Consider the following 15,567-nt stretch of genomic DNA (forward strand, 5'->3'; position numbering starts at 1 on the left):
CAAAATAATTGGCTGATCGATGAAGGTATTTCTTAACTTGCCTCTAGATTACATAGAGCTGAGATATTTGACCCCTTGAAAGTCTTTATAGTCCCTCAGCATCTAAAAGAAGATTAGTGCAAATCGTCGTAAAGAGCGAGGCATGTCCAGCGATTCGCCTCTTAGGAAAGTAGTAGCCCGTCTATCTTGGCTGGGAAAGCTACTGAATATAGAACACTTCGATTTAAAAATTAACCCGAACATTAGCCAGACGGCGATTTCGTCCTACCGTCAGAATGGCTGAGGAGGGACTACCATCTAAGAACGCTTGTAAATCTTGAAGTCCCCGGAGACGACGACCATTAATCGCAAGGAGTTGGTCACCCGGTCTTAATCCTAAACTCGCCGCTAGCGAACCCGGTTGTACACCCAAAATAACCAGAGTCCTGGCATCCAACGTGACTCCCAAACGAGGGGTTGAGGATGAGGGAGCAACAGCTGTTGTACTGGGATTGCTTCTGTTGCGGTTTTGTTCAATAAAATCTCTAGCGATGACCACACTGGTGGCAAACCCAATCCCTGTATTTCCTCTTCCACCGGGACTCAGAATCGCTTTATTGACACCAATCAGTTCACCTCGTGAGTTGAGTAACGGTCCTCCCGAATTCCCTGGATTGAGTGCGGCATCCGTTTGTAAATCACCATTGCGACCAACACGACTCAAGATACCTGTGGTCAATGTTCCTGACAACCCAAAAGGACTACCGATCGCAAAGACGCGTTGCCCGACTTGAATATTTTGAGGAGCGGACAAACGTACCGTAGGAAAGCGGTCAGTCGTATTCAGTCGCACGAGTGCCAAATCATTTCTGCGATCGGCTGCAATCACTTGTCCGGTATAGCGCTTTCCTGAAGACGTACTAACACTCACACGACCGCCACTTGTCCCTCTGATCACATGTTCATTGGTTAAAATCAGCCCTTCTGGACTAATAATACTACCTGAACCCGAACCTCTACCCGTACTAATCGTTACAACGGTAGGACTGGCAATGCGATAAACATCAATACTGGTTTGTTCTTCATTCCGAGCTTGAGCCAGAACAGGGGAAACAGGTACATGGCTCCAGGCTGGAGTATGAATCAAACAAACACAAGCCGCACACAGTAAAAAGCGCTCAGGTCTCATGACACTTAAACAGAAGGAGACAACCTTAGGACGGATGAGTTCACAACGTTGATGACGCAAATCAGGAACGTGTGTTTCTTTTTACCCCAGAAACCTATGAACTAGTTGTGAGTAGACCTTGATCGTGCTAGCTTGTCAGACTAATCCCAGCCTTGTGAGAGTGCAAGCGTGAGTCTGCCGATGTGCTGGAGTTCGTGAGAGTGAGGACTAAGACTGATGAAACCAAGCGGTTAAAGCAACAGCTAAGGCATCTGCGGCATCGTCTGGTTTGGGAATATAGTCTAACTCTAACTCCCGTGCTACGGCTTGCTGCACCTCATACTTGTCGGCATTTCCATAGCCCGTCAAGGCCTGCTTAATTTGAGCCGGTGTAAACTCTACTATGGGGACATCATGCTGTGCCAACACCAACATCAAGACGCCCCGCGCCTGAGCTACAGTAATTGTGCTGCTCATCCGGTAGAAGAAGAGTTTTTCAATCGCCACGAGATGAGGTTGCCACTGTTCCATCAGGGTGTGCAAATCGTCATAAATCGTACACAGTCGCGTTCCAATTTCAGTCCGAGCGGGGGTCTGGATGACACCAAAATCCAGTAACTGCACCGATTCAGTCAGCGGTTTTGCTTGTGAGTTGCCACAATTGTTTGCTGCCACCGCTAAGGAGGTTACCGCGTCCCGCACTCCTACTGTTTCTGCTGTCTTTACAAGAATTGTCCCAAAGCCTAGAATGGCTAGCCCTGGATCGAGTCCCAAAATTCGCTTTTCCATCTGCCTTGACTAGAGGAAACGTCCATCCAGTCTATTACCCTCCCATGGGAGACGACCGAACGCACAGAGCCTTCGACTCTGCCGTAGCTTTCCATCATACCTGCTGAGATTTTGATGTCCTATTTATTAATCCCTGGTCTAATTTTCCCAATATATCCTGGTGAGCTCTCGCTCACGCGTCATAAACAATATGACAACTTTAACCGCACATGATCTTTCACTTCGAGCCTAATACTTGAGTCCTTGCACCGTGCTTGGTTAAAGTCTATCCAGTCTTTGCATTCCCCAGACTTGTAATTAGTGATGTCTTCAATCAGTGTCTTCAAACGAGCTCTACGCACCCTACAACACGAATCGAAAGGTCGAACCCCCCAGCGAGTTAACCGATGGTTTAAGTGGTTAGCCCCCGGATTGTTGATCAAACGCTGGTTACTCATCAGTGCTAGTGGTGTACTCTTGACCAGTCTGGGGGTAGCGATTTGGGCCAAGCTAACCCCTATTTTTTACTTACTTGACCTCACCTCTAAGGTTTTGGAAAAGATCGCAAACTTTGTCCCCAATTATGTCTCCGGTCCGATCGCGATTCTCTTTGGTCTAGTCTTGATTTTCTGGGGACAAACTCGGACGGTTGGCTCGATTACAGAGGTGTTAAAACCAGAGGGCAATAAAGAACTGGTTGATGTTTTGATGGCTCATCGCCGACTCAACCGAGGACCCAAAATGGTTGTTGTGGGCGGTGGTACAGGTCTTTCCAGCTTACTCAGAGGATTGAAGGTTTACAGCGCAAATATCACGGCTATTGTGACTGTAGCGGATGATGGGGGTTCCAGTGGGCGACTACGGCAAGAGTTTGGGGTACTGCCACCTGGAGATATTCGCAACTGTTTGGCGGCTTTAGCCGATCAGGAAAAGTTATTAACGGAACTATTCCAATATCGTTTCCAGGCGGGTAATGGTTTGGTGGGTCACAGTTTTGGTAACTTGTTCCTAACGGCGATGAGTGAGATTACAGGTGACTTAGAGCGAGCAATTGCTGCCAGTTCTCAAGTTTTAGCCGTGCGAGGACGGGTACTACCCGCCACCCTGAGTGATGTTTGCCTGTGGGCGCAATTGGAGGATGGCCGTCGGATTGAAGGGGAGTCGAATATTACCGCCGCTAACGGTAAAATCCTCAAGATTGGTTGTACTCCTGAACGTCCACCTGCATTACCTGCCGTACTTAAAGCGATTCACGAAGCGGATTACATTATTATTGGCCCTGGTAGTCTGTATACCAGTATTATTCCCAACCTGTTGGTACCTGAAATTGCTGATGCGATCGCCAAAACCTCTGTTCCCCGGATTTATGTTTGCAACATCATGACCCAGCCAGGGGAAACGGTAGGATATACCGTTGGTGACCATATCCGTGCAATCGACGAGGCTTGTGGTCAACCGCTGTTTGATGCGGTTTTGGTACATCGCAAAGTGCCCTCAGCTCAGTCTTTAATTAACTATGCTCAAGTCGGTTCTCATCCGGTGTTTCTAGATCGAGATGCTGTTGCGAAATTAGGGCGTCGCATTGTGTTATCCAACGTGATGGATGAAGATCAGGATACGAATTGGGTAAGGCATAATCCTGAACGGCTAGCACGAGTGTTGCTCCGGTGGTATAGCAAAGCTCATAGTTAGAAAGAAGTCATCGGTCATTAGTTATGGGTTAAAAGAATACTTCTACCTCTGATTGGCTTGACTTGATAACAAAAAACTCATTACTAGGAACTTTAAGGACTAATGACGGATGACTACGCTCTTTCTTCCTGAGGCTGAAGCTACGCGATCGCTAGGAGTTAGATTAGGGCAATCTCTCCCGGCTGGCAGTGTGATTTTGTTAGAAGGCGACTTAGGAGCAGGAAAAACAACTTTAGTTCAAGGTATTGGCGAAGGGTTGGGGATTATAGACTCAATTGTTAGCCCAACCTTTACTTTAATTAATGAGTATCACGAAGGCCGTATACCCCTTTATCACTTGGACTTATATCGCTTGGAATCGGCTGAGGTTGAAGCGTTGAATCTGGAAAGTTACTGGGATGGAGTTGAGTTTCCTTTGGGAATTGTTGCGATCGAGTGGGCAGAACGATTGCCTTATAAACCTCAAAGTTATCTCCACTTGTGTCTGACTTACTCCCCAGAGAGTGGACGTCAAGCTGAACTTATCCCAGTTGGTGAGTTTGATTGGGGCGCTATCGGTGCTGAACCATCTGAAATTCTGTAAAGAAGGAGTCAGTCGAATCTTACTCTTCCCTATTACCTATTACCTATTACCGATCGCCTCTTTATGACTCATTACTATCACCAAAAATTAACGCTTCTCCTCTGACTTCCGTATTCAACTTCCCCTTTTCATAGACCACTTGACCCCCAACAATCGTATATACAGGCCATCCCGTTAAATTCCATCCTTCAAAAGGACTCCAACCACATTTTGTTTGAACTTCCTCACGTAAAACAGGATGATAATTATCCAAATCTACGAGTACTAAATCGGCATCATAACCGGGCGCGATCGCACCTTTTTTTGGAATGCCATACGCCTTCGCCACCGCAGTAGACATCCAGTTCGAGACTTGGCTAACTGTACAACGTCCCTGCATCGCTTGAGTCAGCATTAACGGTAGTGATGTCTCCACTCCCGGCATTCCCGAAGGTGAATTGGGATAGGTTTGAGCCTTTTCTGCCAAGGTGTGGGGAGCATGGTCTGTTGCGATAAAATCGATTACACCGTCGAGCAGCGCTTGCCAGAGAACTTCGTTATCATGGGGCGATCGCAACGGCGGATTCATCTGTGCTAAGGTACCTATTTTTTCATAAGCACTCGTATTGAGTAATAAATGTTGGGGCGTGACTTCTGCCGTCACCCAACTCGGCTTATCCTGCCTGAGTAATTCCGCTTCTTCGGCAGTAGACATGTGAAGAATATGCAGCCGTCTTTGATATTTTTTAGAGAGTTTCAGTGCTAATTGAGTCGCATTCAGAGCCGCTTGATTGTCCTGAATGGTGGAGTGAATTGCAGGGTCAGTTATTCCCGCAAAGTCTTGTCGTCGTTGATTAATTCGGCCTTGGTCTTCGGCATGAACGGCAATCAAGCGAGTCCCTTTGGCAAAAATGGGTTCTAATCCTTGTTCGTCATCAACCAAAAGCGGCCCATGCATCGAACCCATAAAAATCTTAATCCCACAAGTCGGCTGAGCCTCAATTAGATCTTGCCGATTTTCGGGAGTGGCTCCGATGAAAAAGCCATAATTCACTAAACATTTATCGGCAGCCCGACGTAGCTTATCATCGAGTGCCTCTTGCGTCGTCGTCAAAGGACGAGTGTTGGGCATTTCCAGAAAAGACGTGACCCCACCTTTAGCACAAGCACAGCTTGCCGTAAATAAATCTTCTTTATGCTCTAACCCCGGTTCTCTGAAATGTACTTGTGGATCGATCACCCCCGGCAACAAAGTCAGTCCGTTTGCGTCTATCACTGTATCCGCCTGGGTGGCAGAGGCCATGATTTCTGGTGCAACCTGAACAATTTCTCGACCACGAGTCTGGACATCTCCCACTAAAAACTCACCCGTTGGCAAAAGTATACGAGCGTTGCGGATGAGCAGACAAAAGTCAGAAGACATAAGAGGATGGTAAAATTCGACGGTGATTCTATAGTCGCATTTAAATTTGTACAGTTATATGTAAGAACGTATTTATTTAGATGGGATAGTCTTAGCGACCCATCGGCTTTTTCCCGTCACTGAAACTCGTAACTCCATGGTGATTGAACAGTTATGACTCGTTTGCAGGATCAAGAACCTAAGAAACAGCCTCTACAAGACGCTGAAAACCCTTGGGTAGAAGCCATCAAGACTATTGCCTTGAGTGGTATTCTCGCTTTCGGGATTCGCAGCTTTGTGGCGGAAGCCCGTTACATTCCTTCCGAATCGATGCTGCCAACGTTACAGATTAACGACCGCCTGATCATTGACAAGATCAGTTACGACTTTCGAGACCCAGTACGGGGAGACATTGTTGTATTTTCTCCCACTGAAGTTCTCCAGCAGCAAAATTACCAAGACCCTTTCATCAAACGGGTGATTGGTCTTCCGGGCGATCAGGTTGAGGTGAAAGGGGGTCGAGTTTATGTGAATAACCAACCCCTGCGGGAAAAGTATATTGAAGAAAAGCCGAATTACAATTTTAGTACTGGGGAATTTAATAGTAGGCTCAAGATTAAAGGTGGAACGGTACCCCCTAACCAATACCTCGTTCTGGGAGATAACCGCAACGATAGCTACGATTCTCACTATTGGGGTTATGTCCCCCGCAGCAAAATTATTGGTCGGGCGGTAATCCGATTCTGGCCTCCGAATCGGGTGGGCGAACTGGGTGCAGGCCCTGTTCCTGCAACTCCTAAGTAAGCAGTGAGATTGAATTATCGTTATTAAACAGCAATGACTCCTACACAAAACCAAGAGCCTGATAAACAACCTATACAAAAAGGTGAGAATGCTTGGGTCGAAGCCGTAAAAACAATCGCCTTGAGCGGTATTCTTGCCTTCGGGATTCGTAGCTTTGTGGCAGAAGCCCGCTACATTCCTTCGGGTTCGATGCTGCCAACGCTACAGATTAATGATCGCTTAATTATTGATAAAGTCAGTTATCGCTTCCAAGAACCTCAACGAGGAGACATTGTGGTGTTTATGGCCCCTAAAGAGGCGGGTCATTGTACCAATCCTATGAGTAAGAATCCAGAAGCTCCCCGTGATGCATTTATCAAACGCATCGTTGGGTTACCTGGAGAAAAAGTGGAGGTTAAAGAAAAACAGGTTTATATTAACGGAAAACCTATACAGGAGAAGTATATCGAAGCTCCTCCTGGCTATGAATTTGGTCCTTTTAGCGTACCTAAAAACTCTTACCTCGTACTAGGTGATAACCGCAATAATAGCTGTGATAGTCACTATTGGGGGGCTGTTCCTCGTGACAATATCATTGGCAAAGCTATAGTCCGATTCTGGCCTCTCAATCGTGTGGGTGAATTGGGTGAGGGACCTATCTATCCGGCCAAGTCAAGTCAACAACAACTCTAGGATGTAAGGTGGGCAATGCCCACCCTACCTGTAGAGACGGCCTTTCCTTTTCGCTGTCTACTCAATTCTTAATCTCCCATCTCCAATCCCTGAGGAGGGCACCAGGTTTGCACAACACGACCAATTAGCTGTTGTCCTAACCAGGGGGTGTTGCTAGAGTGAGATTTGAGGGTATGTTTCTCGATTTTCCACTTGTGTTGGGGATTGAACAGAACCAGTTCAGCCGGTTGCTCTGGCGCGATCGCATTTGGAGTTTGTTGTAGACAAATAGCTGGTTTTATGCTAATGCGCTGCCATAGTTCGAGGGCTGACCAGTCGCCTGTCTCGACCAGGGTATACCAGAGTAAGGGTAAAGCGAGTTCTAAGCCGATCGCACCCGGTGGGGCTTCGGCAAAAGCAACGGTTTTTTCTTCGTAAGTGTAGGGCGTGTGGTCAATAGCGATCGCATCGATAATTCCCTCCCGCACCCCTCGCAGCAGCGCGGCTTGGTCAGCGGGATTGCCCAAAGGGGGTTCCAAGCGTAAGTTAGGGTCATAACGACCCAAATCTTCGGTATTAAGCAATAGATGCATCCAAGTGGTACTCGCCGTTACAGGTAATCCTCGTGCTTTGGCATCCTCAAGGAGTTCCACACTGCGACGGGTAGAAATACGCATGAGATGGACGGGAGTGCCAATGGCGGCAACGACTTCCAAGAGGGCAGCTAGGGCAGTGGATTCTGCGATCGCAGGATTTCCCGGTAAACCAAAACGCAGGGATTGTACCCCCTCTCGCATCACGCCATTTCCTGCCAACTTGAGGTCACAAGGGACAAGTGCTACGGGTTTCCCTAAAGGTTGCAGGTATTCTAACGCCCGTCGCAGCAACCCCAGATTTGCGATCGGACGCCCATCGGCAAAACCCACCACCCCAGCGGCGGCTAATTCAGCCAGTTCCGTCATTTGCTGGCCTTCGACACCCAAAGTGAGAGCACCCCAGCAATAAAGGTGAGGGAGAGAGGCAGGGGGGGAATTTCCTTTTGTTCTTGCTTTTTGGAGTGCTTGTATCTTCTGATTCAATGCAGCTAACCCAGAGGGGTTATCCAACGCAGGGACGGTATCCGGTAAAATTGCCAAGCGTGTGAAGCCGCCTGCTGCTGCCGATTCCATTAGTGATAGCCAGGTTTCCCGTTCCTCAAATCCGGGTTCCCCAGAGTGGCTATAAAGGTCTACCAGTCCAGGCCCTAAAATCAATCCCTGACAATTTCGCACCAAGGTATCGCCAGGAATCTCAGAAATAGACGCTTCAACCGCCTTAATCAAGCCGTCTACAATCAGAACATCAGCCAGTTGGTCAGTTCCAGAGACTGGGTCTAAAACTCGAACTTGTTGAAGTAGTTCACTATTCATAGAACTTGAACATATATCCTATATTCCCACTTCCCCATCAAAGGTACCCCCCTGATCAAACAAGAGGGGAAAGAGAGAATTTTAATCCCCAATCACAATATCAGTATCTGTATCATCAGGAACTAAGCTGGACTCGTACAGGAAAATACCATCATCTGATCCGACCAGGCATTGGCGGAAGTCGCTCTTGAGTAGGCGAATTAAATAAGAGCATTCTGCGCGAGAGTAGCCAGATGCACTTTAGCGTTTTATGAGTTTCAATACATTTTTTTAATTTATAAAGTTTTAATAAATTTTACAAAAACGCTAAACAGCCTAGATCAGTCTGGCAGAAATAAGTCACCAGTTTAATCGGATTCAGGAAAAATACCATTTGAGAACTAGTTGTGCCTAAGGAGTTAACTTCGAGTACTGTCTATTACAATGAAATGAATTAAAAGTTAAAAACTGTTCTAAGTGTGAAAACAAAAATATCACCATTCATCTGATTATGCTCGGAATTTATCAGATAGATTATACCTGGAATTACCGTAGAATTCTGATTTAGAGGGTATTCATAAAAGGCTTCAAAATGGAATCCTGTACTTGTATCTTCACGAGCCGCTATTGTATTATGAATAGCTTTAGGCGGCATTCCAAAGCCCAGTCCCCCAACCGCACCGACCTTAAATAAGTCTGGGAAAGCGAGATTGACGGCATAGTTAATAATGCCAGCCTGACCATTTATCGGGTCAACTCTTTTAGCCTCAGTATACCCGAACCAGCTACTCAAAGCTATCTGAGGAGTCATTCTCCAGGACGTTTCAACTCCAAAAGAATTAGACACCAACGGCACACCAATACCGAAGGGAATATTGGAAAAAGCACTGCCAGTTCGATGCGCTAAGTTTCCATCAGCCGAATAGTTCCGAATATATGTCAAGCCTAAGTCCAAGTTGGACAGGGGCTGGAAGGAAAGTTGAGCTAAAGCACTATATGTTCCGTTAAATAGTCCTTTTCCAGAAGTAGGGATGTCAGCATTTTGAGCTAGATAACCTAAGTCAAGACGAAGCGCTTCATTGAACCTATAAACTGCTGCAATCCCTGCACCAGTAGTGTTCCCGATGCGATAGATGGGATTGCGTTCGGCGAAGCGGGAAGGAGAGCCTTTCGCGCCTCCAAAGCTGGCAAAGAAGGGGTTAACGACGGTGGCGTAGTAATGATGTGATGCAGCATTGCCGTAAAGATAGACATTGAGGCGATCGCCTATAGGAAACCGATATTCCAACAGATTTAAATCGACACGGTTATCAGTATTTCCCACTTCAAAAGAGAGGCGCGTCATGTTGGTACCAGAAACCCCATTGAAATTTGGCACTCTGTTAGAAGCTTGAAGGCGGACAAGCAGACGATCTTTGCCCATGAAGCTAGTTGTGAAATTCAATCGAGTTCGATAGTTAAGCGCGAGATTGGAATCAATGCGTGTGTTAGAATTACCATCCGCCGTGTCTCCCGTCAAATCACTGGCAGCAACGACGATTGAAGTATTTAATTTAGTACTAGCGGAGAATTGATTGGCTTCCAACTTAGCCGTGCGAACCTCTATATTTTCTGCTCGCTCCTGTAGGATAGCTAACTCAGTAGCAAAATCATCCTGTAGCCGTTTGATAGCAGGAATGCTTTCGGAAGATATTTCTGAACGCTGATTTGCCAGGTGTGTATTGAGTGTGTTTAAGCAATCCTTCAACGCAACAGCAAATTCATAGCGAGTTAGCACCCGATCACCTCGGTAAGTGTTATCTGGGTAACCAGCCATGCAACCATATTGTTCAATTAAAGATTGCAGCGCTTGAATTGCCCAGTCAGAGGGTTGTACGTCAGATAGCTGAGAAACTGATGGAATTGGATTGTTCGCCAATTCTTCCGGGCGCAAAATTACCTCAGTGGGAGCGTTAAATATTGAGGTTTCTTGCTCCTGTTCAGGATGGATTTGGGCAAAGTCTAAGGCTTGCTTAGGACGATGTATTTCAATGCCTTGATGTTGGGCTAGCGCTCCTGTTTGCTGAACGAGAATAGCAAAGGCTGAAGTAGAGACAGCAAGGCTAATACTCAAAATTGCCGAGCTGAGACGCAGTAAACTTGATAAAATTCCGAGCATTTATTTATTCTCCCAATAATTTCATCAAATCAACACGTTTTTTCGATTGCTTCTGTATATAATAAATCACTAAAAAATGATTTCTTGGTGGAGTTAGTCCTTACATAAAAATCTACACGGGCAGAAAAAAGCTTTTTCAAGTTTATATCACAACGATATATTGCCAATAGATATCTCCGAAAATTAAAATGTAGTTACCTTGAAAAAAGGATTTCAGGTTAATCATCACAGATGTCTAAAATAATTAATGCCATTAACATGAAAAATCTAATCTTGAGAGTTACTCAATACAGCCTTTTATTTACGGTTTTAACCACTGTGCCCAGCAACGGTGTTACTCAAGCAAGAAATGACTTAGGGTTTCGATGCTCGAAGTCTCAAACGAACTCCCGCCTAACTTCACCACAATCGAGGAATATGAGCAATAAAAATACTCTACAAGCGATTCTTGATGACAACGCCCAAGTCGAAAAAGTGGCGGGAGACTTCCAGTTTACGGAGGGGCCGCTGTGGCATCCCAAAGGCTTCTTACTCTTTAGTGATATTCCTGCCAACACCCTTTATCAATGGACAGCCAATAAAAAACCAGAGATATTTCGTCGCCCTTCTGGAAATGCCAATGGTAATACTCTAGATCGAGAGGGACGTTTACTCACGGCTGAGCATAGTAATCGTCGCGTATCGCGTACTGAGAAAGACGGCTCGATCGTTACATTAGCGAGTCAGTACGAGGGGAAGCGGCTCAATAGCCCGAATGACCTTGCGGTTAAATCAGATGGAAGCATCTACTTTACTGACCCTCCCTATGGTATTAAATCTGAACAGGAGGAATTGGGCTTCTACGGTGTCTATCGATTGGCATCGGATGGGAAATTGACTTTGTTAGTGAAAGATTTCGTGCGTCCGAATGGCATTGCTTTTTCACCGGATGAGAAAAAACTCTATGTAAATGATTCGGAAAAAGGTCACATTCGTGTCTTCGACGTGAAATCGGACGGTACATTGGAAAACGGGCAGCTGTTTGCAGAATTGAAAGACCCCAGTAAAAATGGTGTTCCAGATGGAATGAAGGTAGACCAAAAGGGGAATGTTTACAGTACTGGGCCAGGGGGTATATGGGTTTTCTCACCGTCAGGCAATCTATTAGGCATTCTTGAAGTTCCTGAAGTGGCTGCGAATATAGCCTGGGGTGATTCCCTGCGGGATAGCTCCGCTTCACGCGATTACAAAACTCTCTACATTACTGCAAGTAATAGCCTTTACCGTATCCGCCTCAAAATCCCAGGTGTACAATCGGGCCAATAAAGGTGCTATTGTAGCTCTCAACTCTCAATTGAGTACGTCTAATGCCTGAAAATAAAATATCACCAATGTGAGGGTTTACTCCACCTAAATTACAGTTTTTAGTCATCATCTTATTGGTAGTGGGCGTGTTTTTTTGCTTCGTCAATATTGATCATAAAGTCTACTGGTTTGATGAGACTTTCACTTCATTACGAATTTCTGGATATACACCTGTAATAATGTCGGCGTAATTTGCACAATTGGTGACTCATTCTTCGGAGGAACGAGCCAATGAAAATTTTCTTTATATACGCTTTGGGAATTGAGTGGCACAAACATTGCATCTGGAGGTTCCATTTGGGTAACGTTCCAAATTGATAGGAGTAACGGTTCTCCCTTCACTTTTTCCACAGTTTGCCCGATCGCAAAGTCCCCATTTTGTTCAAACCAGAACTCGCGCACCACGCGGGCACCGAAGCCTTTTGCCACTTCACTAGTCGTCTGTAAGTGGTTATTTGGCAGAATCTTTGCCTTGTGGAAATAACCATCCCAAGCTGGATCGGGAGGCCAATTACGCCCAGCGATCGCAGGCCACCATTGCTGGGGTGCAGGCCAAGTTTTATCGCCGCCCCAGTTTTTCCATTCATTTTTACCGTAAGTTTTTTGAGGTGAATTCCACAAAAAATTGGAACCTCCCACCAAGCCATAACGCATGACTCGCGCAATTTCTGGCACTACAACAGCTTCAGTGCGGCCATCACTCAGCCGAAACGCGGTGCGCCCATCATAGACTGTCCGGGTAATCGTGCCGACAGTAGTGGATACTTCCGACTGCACTGTGCTTCGATAATTGGGGGACTCCAGTCAAGGAACAATTTTTCTGACTTTCCCATCTTGCTTGGATGTTACGTAGAGTTCTCCCGCTTCGTCTATCCCAAATCGGACATCTGTTCGTTTTTTACCTACCATTTCCAGAAACGAGCGTTCTTTCTTGCCGTCAAAGAGTCTGAGTTCTTTAATCTTTGCCTGTTTGCCATCGGCAAGTTCATCGACAGGGACATGGAAAAATCGCCCATCACTGCCGAAGTCGGCAAAAACATACTGACCAACTAATTCGGGAATGGCGGTTCCTCGATAAACAAAACCGCCAGCGATCGCAATTCCATAAAACTCAGTCACCCCAGGCGGTATGTCATGTCCGTATTGGGCAACGGGGTAGGTGTAATTAAAATCGCGATCGTTTTCAGGTAATTCATAAACGACATTTTCGTTGTTTTCATCCACAACCCAAGTACCTTCACGTTCCCCCCAGCCATAATTGGCTCCTTTCTTGCCAAGATTCACTTCTTCAATAAAAGCCTGACCCGTATCGACTATCAACATCTTGCCGTCACCGCCAGTATCCCAGCTAAATCGATGAGGGTTACGCAATCCATAGGCCCAAATTTCATCCAGTTTCTTCGGGTCGCTATCGTCCACAAATGGATTGTCAGCAGGAATGCCATATTTACCATTGGTGCTATTATTTCCCAACGGCTTGATGCGTAGAATTTTTCCTAGCGGTGTGCCTAAATCCTGCCCATTATCCAGGGGGTCTGTATCGCTCACAGGAAAACCATCGCTCCCACCATCAGCTACCGCGATGTAAAGCATTCCATAATCAGCATCACCAGGTTTGGCATTGGGATTAAAGGCTAATTGTCCCGTATTGTGATCGGGGTAGGGTTCTTCGATGCGAATGATTTCTCGCATTGTTCCAGAAAACGTATTAGTGGAAGGGTTTGTCGCCTTCCACTCACGAATCACGTCATGGTGAGAACTTGCTATGCTCTGACCTTTGTTGTTAAAAATTGGTTTAGATACTGGAAAATCAGGTGTTCCAGTATCTCGCTTTTCGCTAGTTACGGTATAAAAAATTCCATTTTTGGCAAATTCTGGATGAAAGACAAAATAGGAAAATCCTTGTTGTCCGGATTCGTCATGAAACCCTTTACCCACTATACTTTTAACATCCATATAAATGGTGGCAGTACGGTCAACAATGACATAGAGCTTGCCGCGCATATCATTAACAAATAACCGTCCGCTACCGTCACCTGGGGGAATAAGTAGGTTCAATCGAGCTGCTTTGTTTTCATCTTTGTCACTGCCGCTATCAGGAATCTTTACAACCTCTTCCAATCCAACAGAGAGTTTCGACTTCTCAATCGGAGAGGGAATAGGATTTTTGGTAATCTGATTCGAGGAAATACTGGCAAAGGCTATCACCGAAAAAAAAACACTACAAATCCAATAAGCAAAGGTAGATCTCTTGAGCCGACTCGACTTTTTCATACAGCAAAATTTGTCAGAGGAATCATTACTCCTGACTGAAATAACCAACAACGACATGAATATGTATAGAGCTACACCCCAACTGTTGTGCATTGATAGACTTGCCGTGCTACCTTTGCCAAACACTGCATCCCAATCTCAATTTCCTCGTTCGTAGCCGTGAGACTGATGAGGAGACACTGCTGCTTGTGAGGCTAATTTTCCCGTAAACCGGCGAAGAAAGAGCTACCAGAACAATCATGCCGACTTGCTTCAGTTGCAGGTAGAACTCCCAGTCGGTAATCTGGTTTACCACAATTAAGCGAAGATCGCATCTTCCCTGCGATACAACAACCATGCTAAATCCTTTGCCATTGACTGGTCAAGGGTGTTTTGTGCGATCGCATTTCTCCAGGTGAAGTTCAACTGAAGCGATCGCACCCATCATTTAATATCACTTGGGCTGGGATGACCTGATAGGTAGTGCTCGCGCCTTTCTCATTATTAAGAAAAGCAGAAGTCATTAATTCAAGAAGGCCAACGCCAGTTATAGCGATTCCACTGATAAATACCTTGAATTTCGTACTCGCTACCGTTGTCGAAACGAATAGTACAGTTGTAATACGAACCGTCGCTGTCGGACTGCTGAGAAATCCTAACCACCGTGCAAGCAAACCACTCACGAGTACAAGGGCCATTCTCTTGCACCCACTCCCACAATCCATTCGAGACTTCGATGCGATCGCCAACTCTCAGCTTTAAGTTATCTGACGCCAGTTCGGCAGCAAAATACTGCGCTAAATGCTTCGGTTTGACGCGGTTGAGCCATTGGGGGCCGTAGTTCTCCCGGATGAACTGTACCGATCCAGACTCGCGGTTATGCAGCCAATCGTTGAGTAATTTAATTTTCCAAGGGCGATCGCCCTTGGCGCTACCCCTTGGGTAATCGCGTTTTTCTTGTTCCTTGACAAACTGCAACAAAGCTTGGCGCTGTTCCGCTGTTAGTTCATCGAGAGGATTAGCTGCATCATCGTCATCCCCTTTGGCTGATGCCAGCAGTGCTGCACGGGTTACAGATTCAGTCACAACTTGCAGCAAAATTTGTTTCTGCTGATCACTCAGCGGACATAAACTCGTTTCACACTGAATAAAGGCAGCTTGCAAGACAGCTTCAATCTCAGTTGGGGTCATAGCATGTCAACTCAGCAGACGGGTTAATGGCTCGTCGAAGCATGGCTAATGACGAAAGAACATTTTCTCTCATTATTGCAAAGGTTCAACTCCACAACTCAAGGAAGTTGGCTGGCTGGCTTTGCGGTAAGCTGAGGGTTGGAGTGGTGATTAAACGCTCAAGGATGAAGGAGAAAGCATTCAGTCTTTTCATAAGTCATCCGACGC

The 15,567-nt window shown here is 46.0% G+C and carries 14 protein-coding genes; 5 read left to right on the plus strand and 9 right to left on the minus strand.

The window, feature by feature from the left end:
• Positions 1–223 precede the first annotated feature (223 nt).
• Complete coding sequence (locus tag NDI48_25360) at positions 224–1,168, minus strand: trypsin-like peptidase domain-containing protein (GenBank protein MEP0834496.1); 945 nt, start codon at positions 1,166–1,168, stop codon at positions 224–226.
• A 207-nt stretch (positions 1,169–1,375) separates the two neighbouring features.
• On the minus strand, positions 1,376–1,936 hold the full coding sequence (ruvC, locus tag NDI48_25365; protein ID MEP0834497.1) for a crossover junction endodeoxyribonuclease RuvC: 561 nt from the start codon (positions 1,934–1,936) through the stop codon (positions 1,376–1,378).
• A 303-nt stretch (positions 1,937–2,239) separates the two neighbouring features.
• Between ruvC and NDI48_25370 the strand changes: the two genes are divergently transcribed.
• Positions 2,240–3,607, plus strand: a complete 1,368-nt coding sequence (locus NDI48_25370) for a YvcK family protein (protein ID MEP0834498.1) — start codon at positions 2,240–2,242, stop codon at positions 3,605–3,607.
• A 109-nt stretch (positions 3,608–3,716) separates the two neighbouring features.
• Positions 3,717–4,190 carry a tRNA (adenosine(37)-N6)-threonylcarbamoyltransferase complex ATPase subunit type 1 TsaE gene (gene tsaE, locus NDI48_25375; protein MEP0834499.1) on the plus strand — a complete coding sequence of 158 codons (474 nt, stop codon included), beginning with the start codon at positions 3,717–3,719 and terminating at the stop codon, positions 4,188–4,190.
• Positions 4,191–4,251: 61 nt separating this feature from the next.
• Here the strand turns inward: tsaE and NDI48_25380 are convergent, their stop codons facing one another.
• Positions 4,252–5,592 (minus strand): dihydroorotase, encoded by a 1,341-nt coding sequence (locus NDI48_25380; GenBank protein ID MEP0834500.1) that lies wholly within the window; start codon positions 5,590–5,592, stop codon positions 4,252–4,254.
• Between the two features lie 153 nt (positions 5,593–5,745).
• On the opposite strand from NDI48_25380, the gene lepB (NDI48_25385) reads away from it, so the two are divergent.
• Positions 5,746–6,375: a signal peptidase I gene (gene lepB, locus NDI48_25385; protein ID MEP0834501.1), complete on the plus strand. Its 630-nt coding sequence runs from the start codon at positions 5,746–5,748 to the stop codon at positions 6,373–6,375.
• A gap of 33 nt (positions 6,376–6,408) precedes the next feature.
• Entirely contained in the window at positions 6,409–7,047 is a 639-nt protein-coding gene (gene lepB, locus NDI48_25390) for a signal peptidase I (GenBank protein MEP0834502.1), read from the plus strand.
• A 68-nt stretch (positions 7,048–7,115) separates the two neighbouring features.
• Here the strand turns inward: lepB (NDI48_25390) and NDI48_25395 are convergent, their stop codons facing one another.
• Together NDI48_25395 and NDI48_25400 are read right to left on the minus strand one after the other, a co-directional pair.
• On the minus strand, positions 7,116–8,435 hold the full coding sequence (locus tag NDI48_25395) for a dihydroorotase (protein ID MEP0834503.1): 1,320 nt from the start codon (positions 8,433–8,435) through the stop codon (positions 7,116–7,118).
• A 433-nt stretch (positions 8,436–8,868) separates the two neighbouring features.
• Complete coding sequence (locus NDI48_25400) at positions 8,869–10,572, minus strand: iron uptake porin (protein MEP0834504.1); 1,704 nt, start codon at positions 10,570–10,572, stop codon at positions 8,869–8,871.
• Between the two features lie 231 nt (positions 10,573–10,803).
• Here NDI48_25400 and NDI48_25405 point away from each other — a divergent pair, with 231 nt between their 5' ends.
• Positions 10,804–11,877, plus strand: a complete 1,074-nt coding sequence (locus tag NDI48_25405; GenBank protein ID MEP0834505.1) for an SMP-30/gluconolactonase/LRE family protein — start codon at positions 10,804–10,806, stop codon at positions 11,875–11,877.
• 180 nt (positions 11,878–12,057) lie between these two features.
• Here the strand turns inward: NDI48_25405 and NDI48_25410 are convergent, their stop codons facing one another.
• The 4 genes from NDI48_25410 to NDI48_25425 all read right to left on the minus strand — a co-directional run bounded on the left by NDI48_25410 (position 12,058) and on the right by NDI48_25425 (position 15,360).
• Positions 12,058–12,693 (minus strand): hypothetical protein, encoded by a 636-nt coding sequence (locus tag NDI48_25410; protein ID MEP0834506.1) that lies wholly within the window; start codon positions 12,691–12,693, stop codon positions 12,058–12,060.
• A gap of 27 nt (positions 12,694–12,720) precedes the next feature.
• Positions 12,721–14,190 carry a PQQ-dependent sugar dehydrogenase gene (locus NDI48_25415; protein ID MEP0834507.1) on the minus strand — a complete coding sequence of 490 codons (1,470 nt, stop codon included), beginning with the start codon at positions 14,188–14,190 and terminating at the stop codon, positions 12,721–12,723.
• A gap of 109 nt (positions 14,191–14,299) precedes the next feature.
• The gene (locus tag NDI48_25420; protein MEP0834508.1) at positions 14,300–14,527 is read right to left on the minus strand and encodes a hypothetical protein; all 228 of its coding nucleotides are present in this window, start codon (positions 14,525–14,527) and stop codon (positions 14,300–14,302) included.
• Between the two features lie 170 nt (positions 14,528–14,697).
• Positions 14,698–15,360, minus strand: coding sequence for a hypothetical protein (locus NDI48_25425; protein MEP0834509.1), 663 nt, complete (start codon positions 15,358–15,360; stop codon positions 14,698–14,700).
• Positions 15,361–15,567: the final 207 nt, after the last annotated feature.

Origin of the sequence: Microcoleus sp. AS-A8 (assembly GCA_039962225.1) — a bacterium.
Taxonomy (GTDB): Bacteria; Cyanobacteriota; Cyanobacteriia; order Cyanobacteriales; family Coleofasciculaceae; genus Allocoleopsis.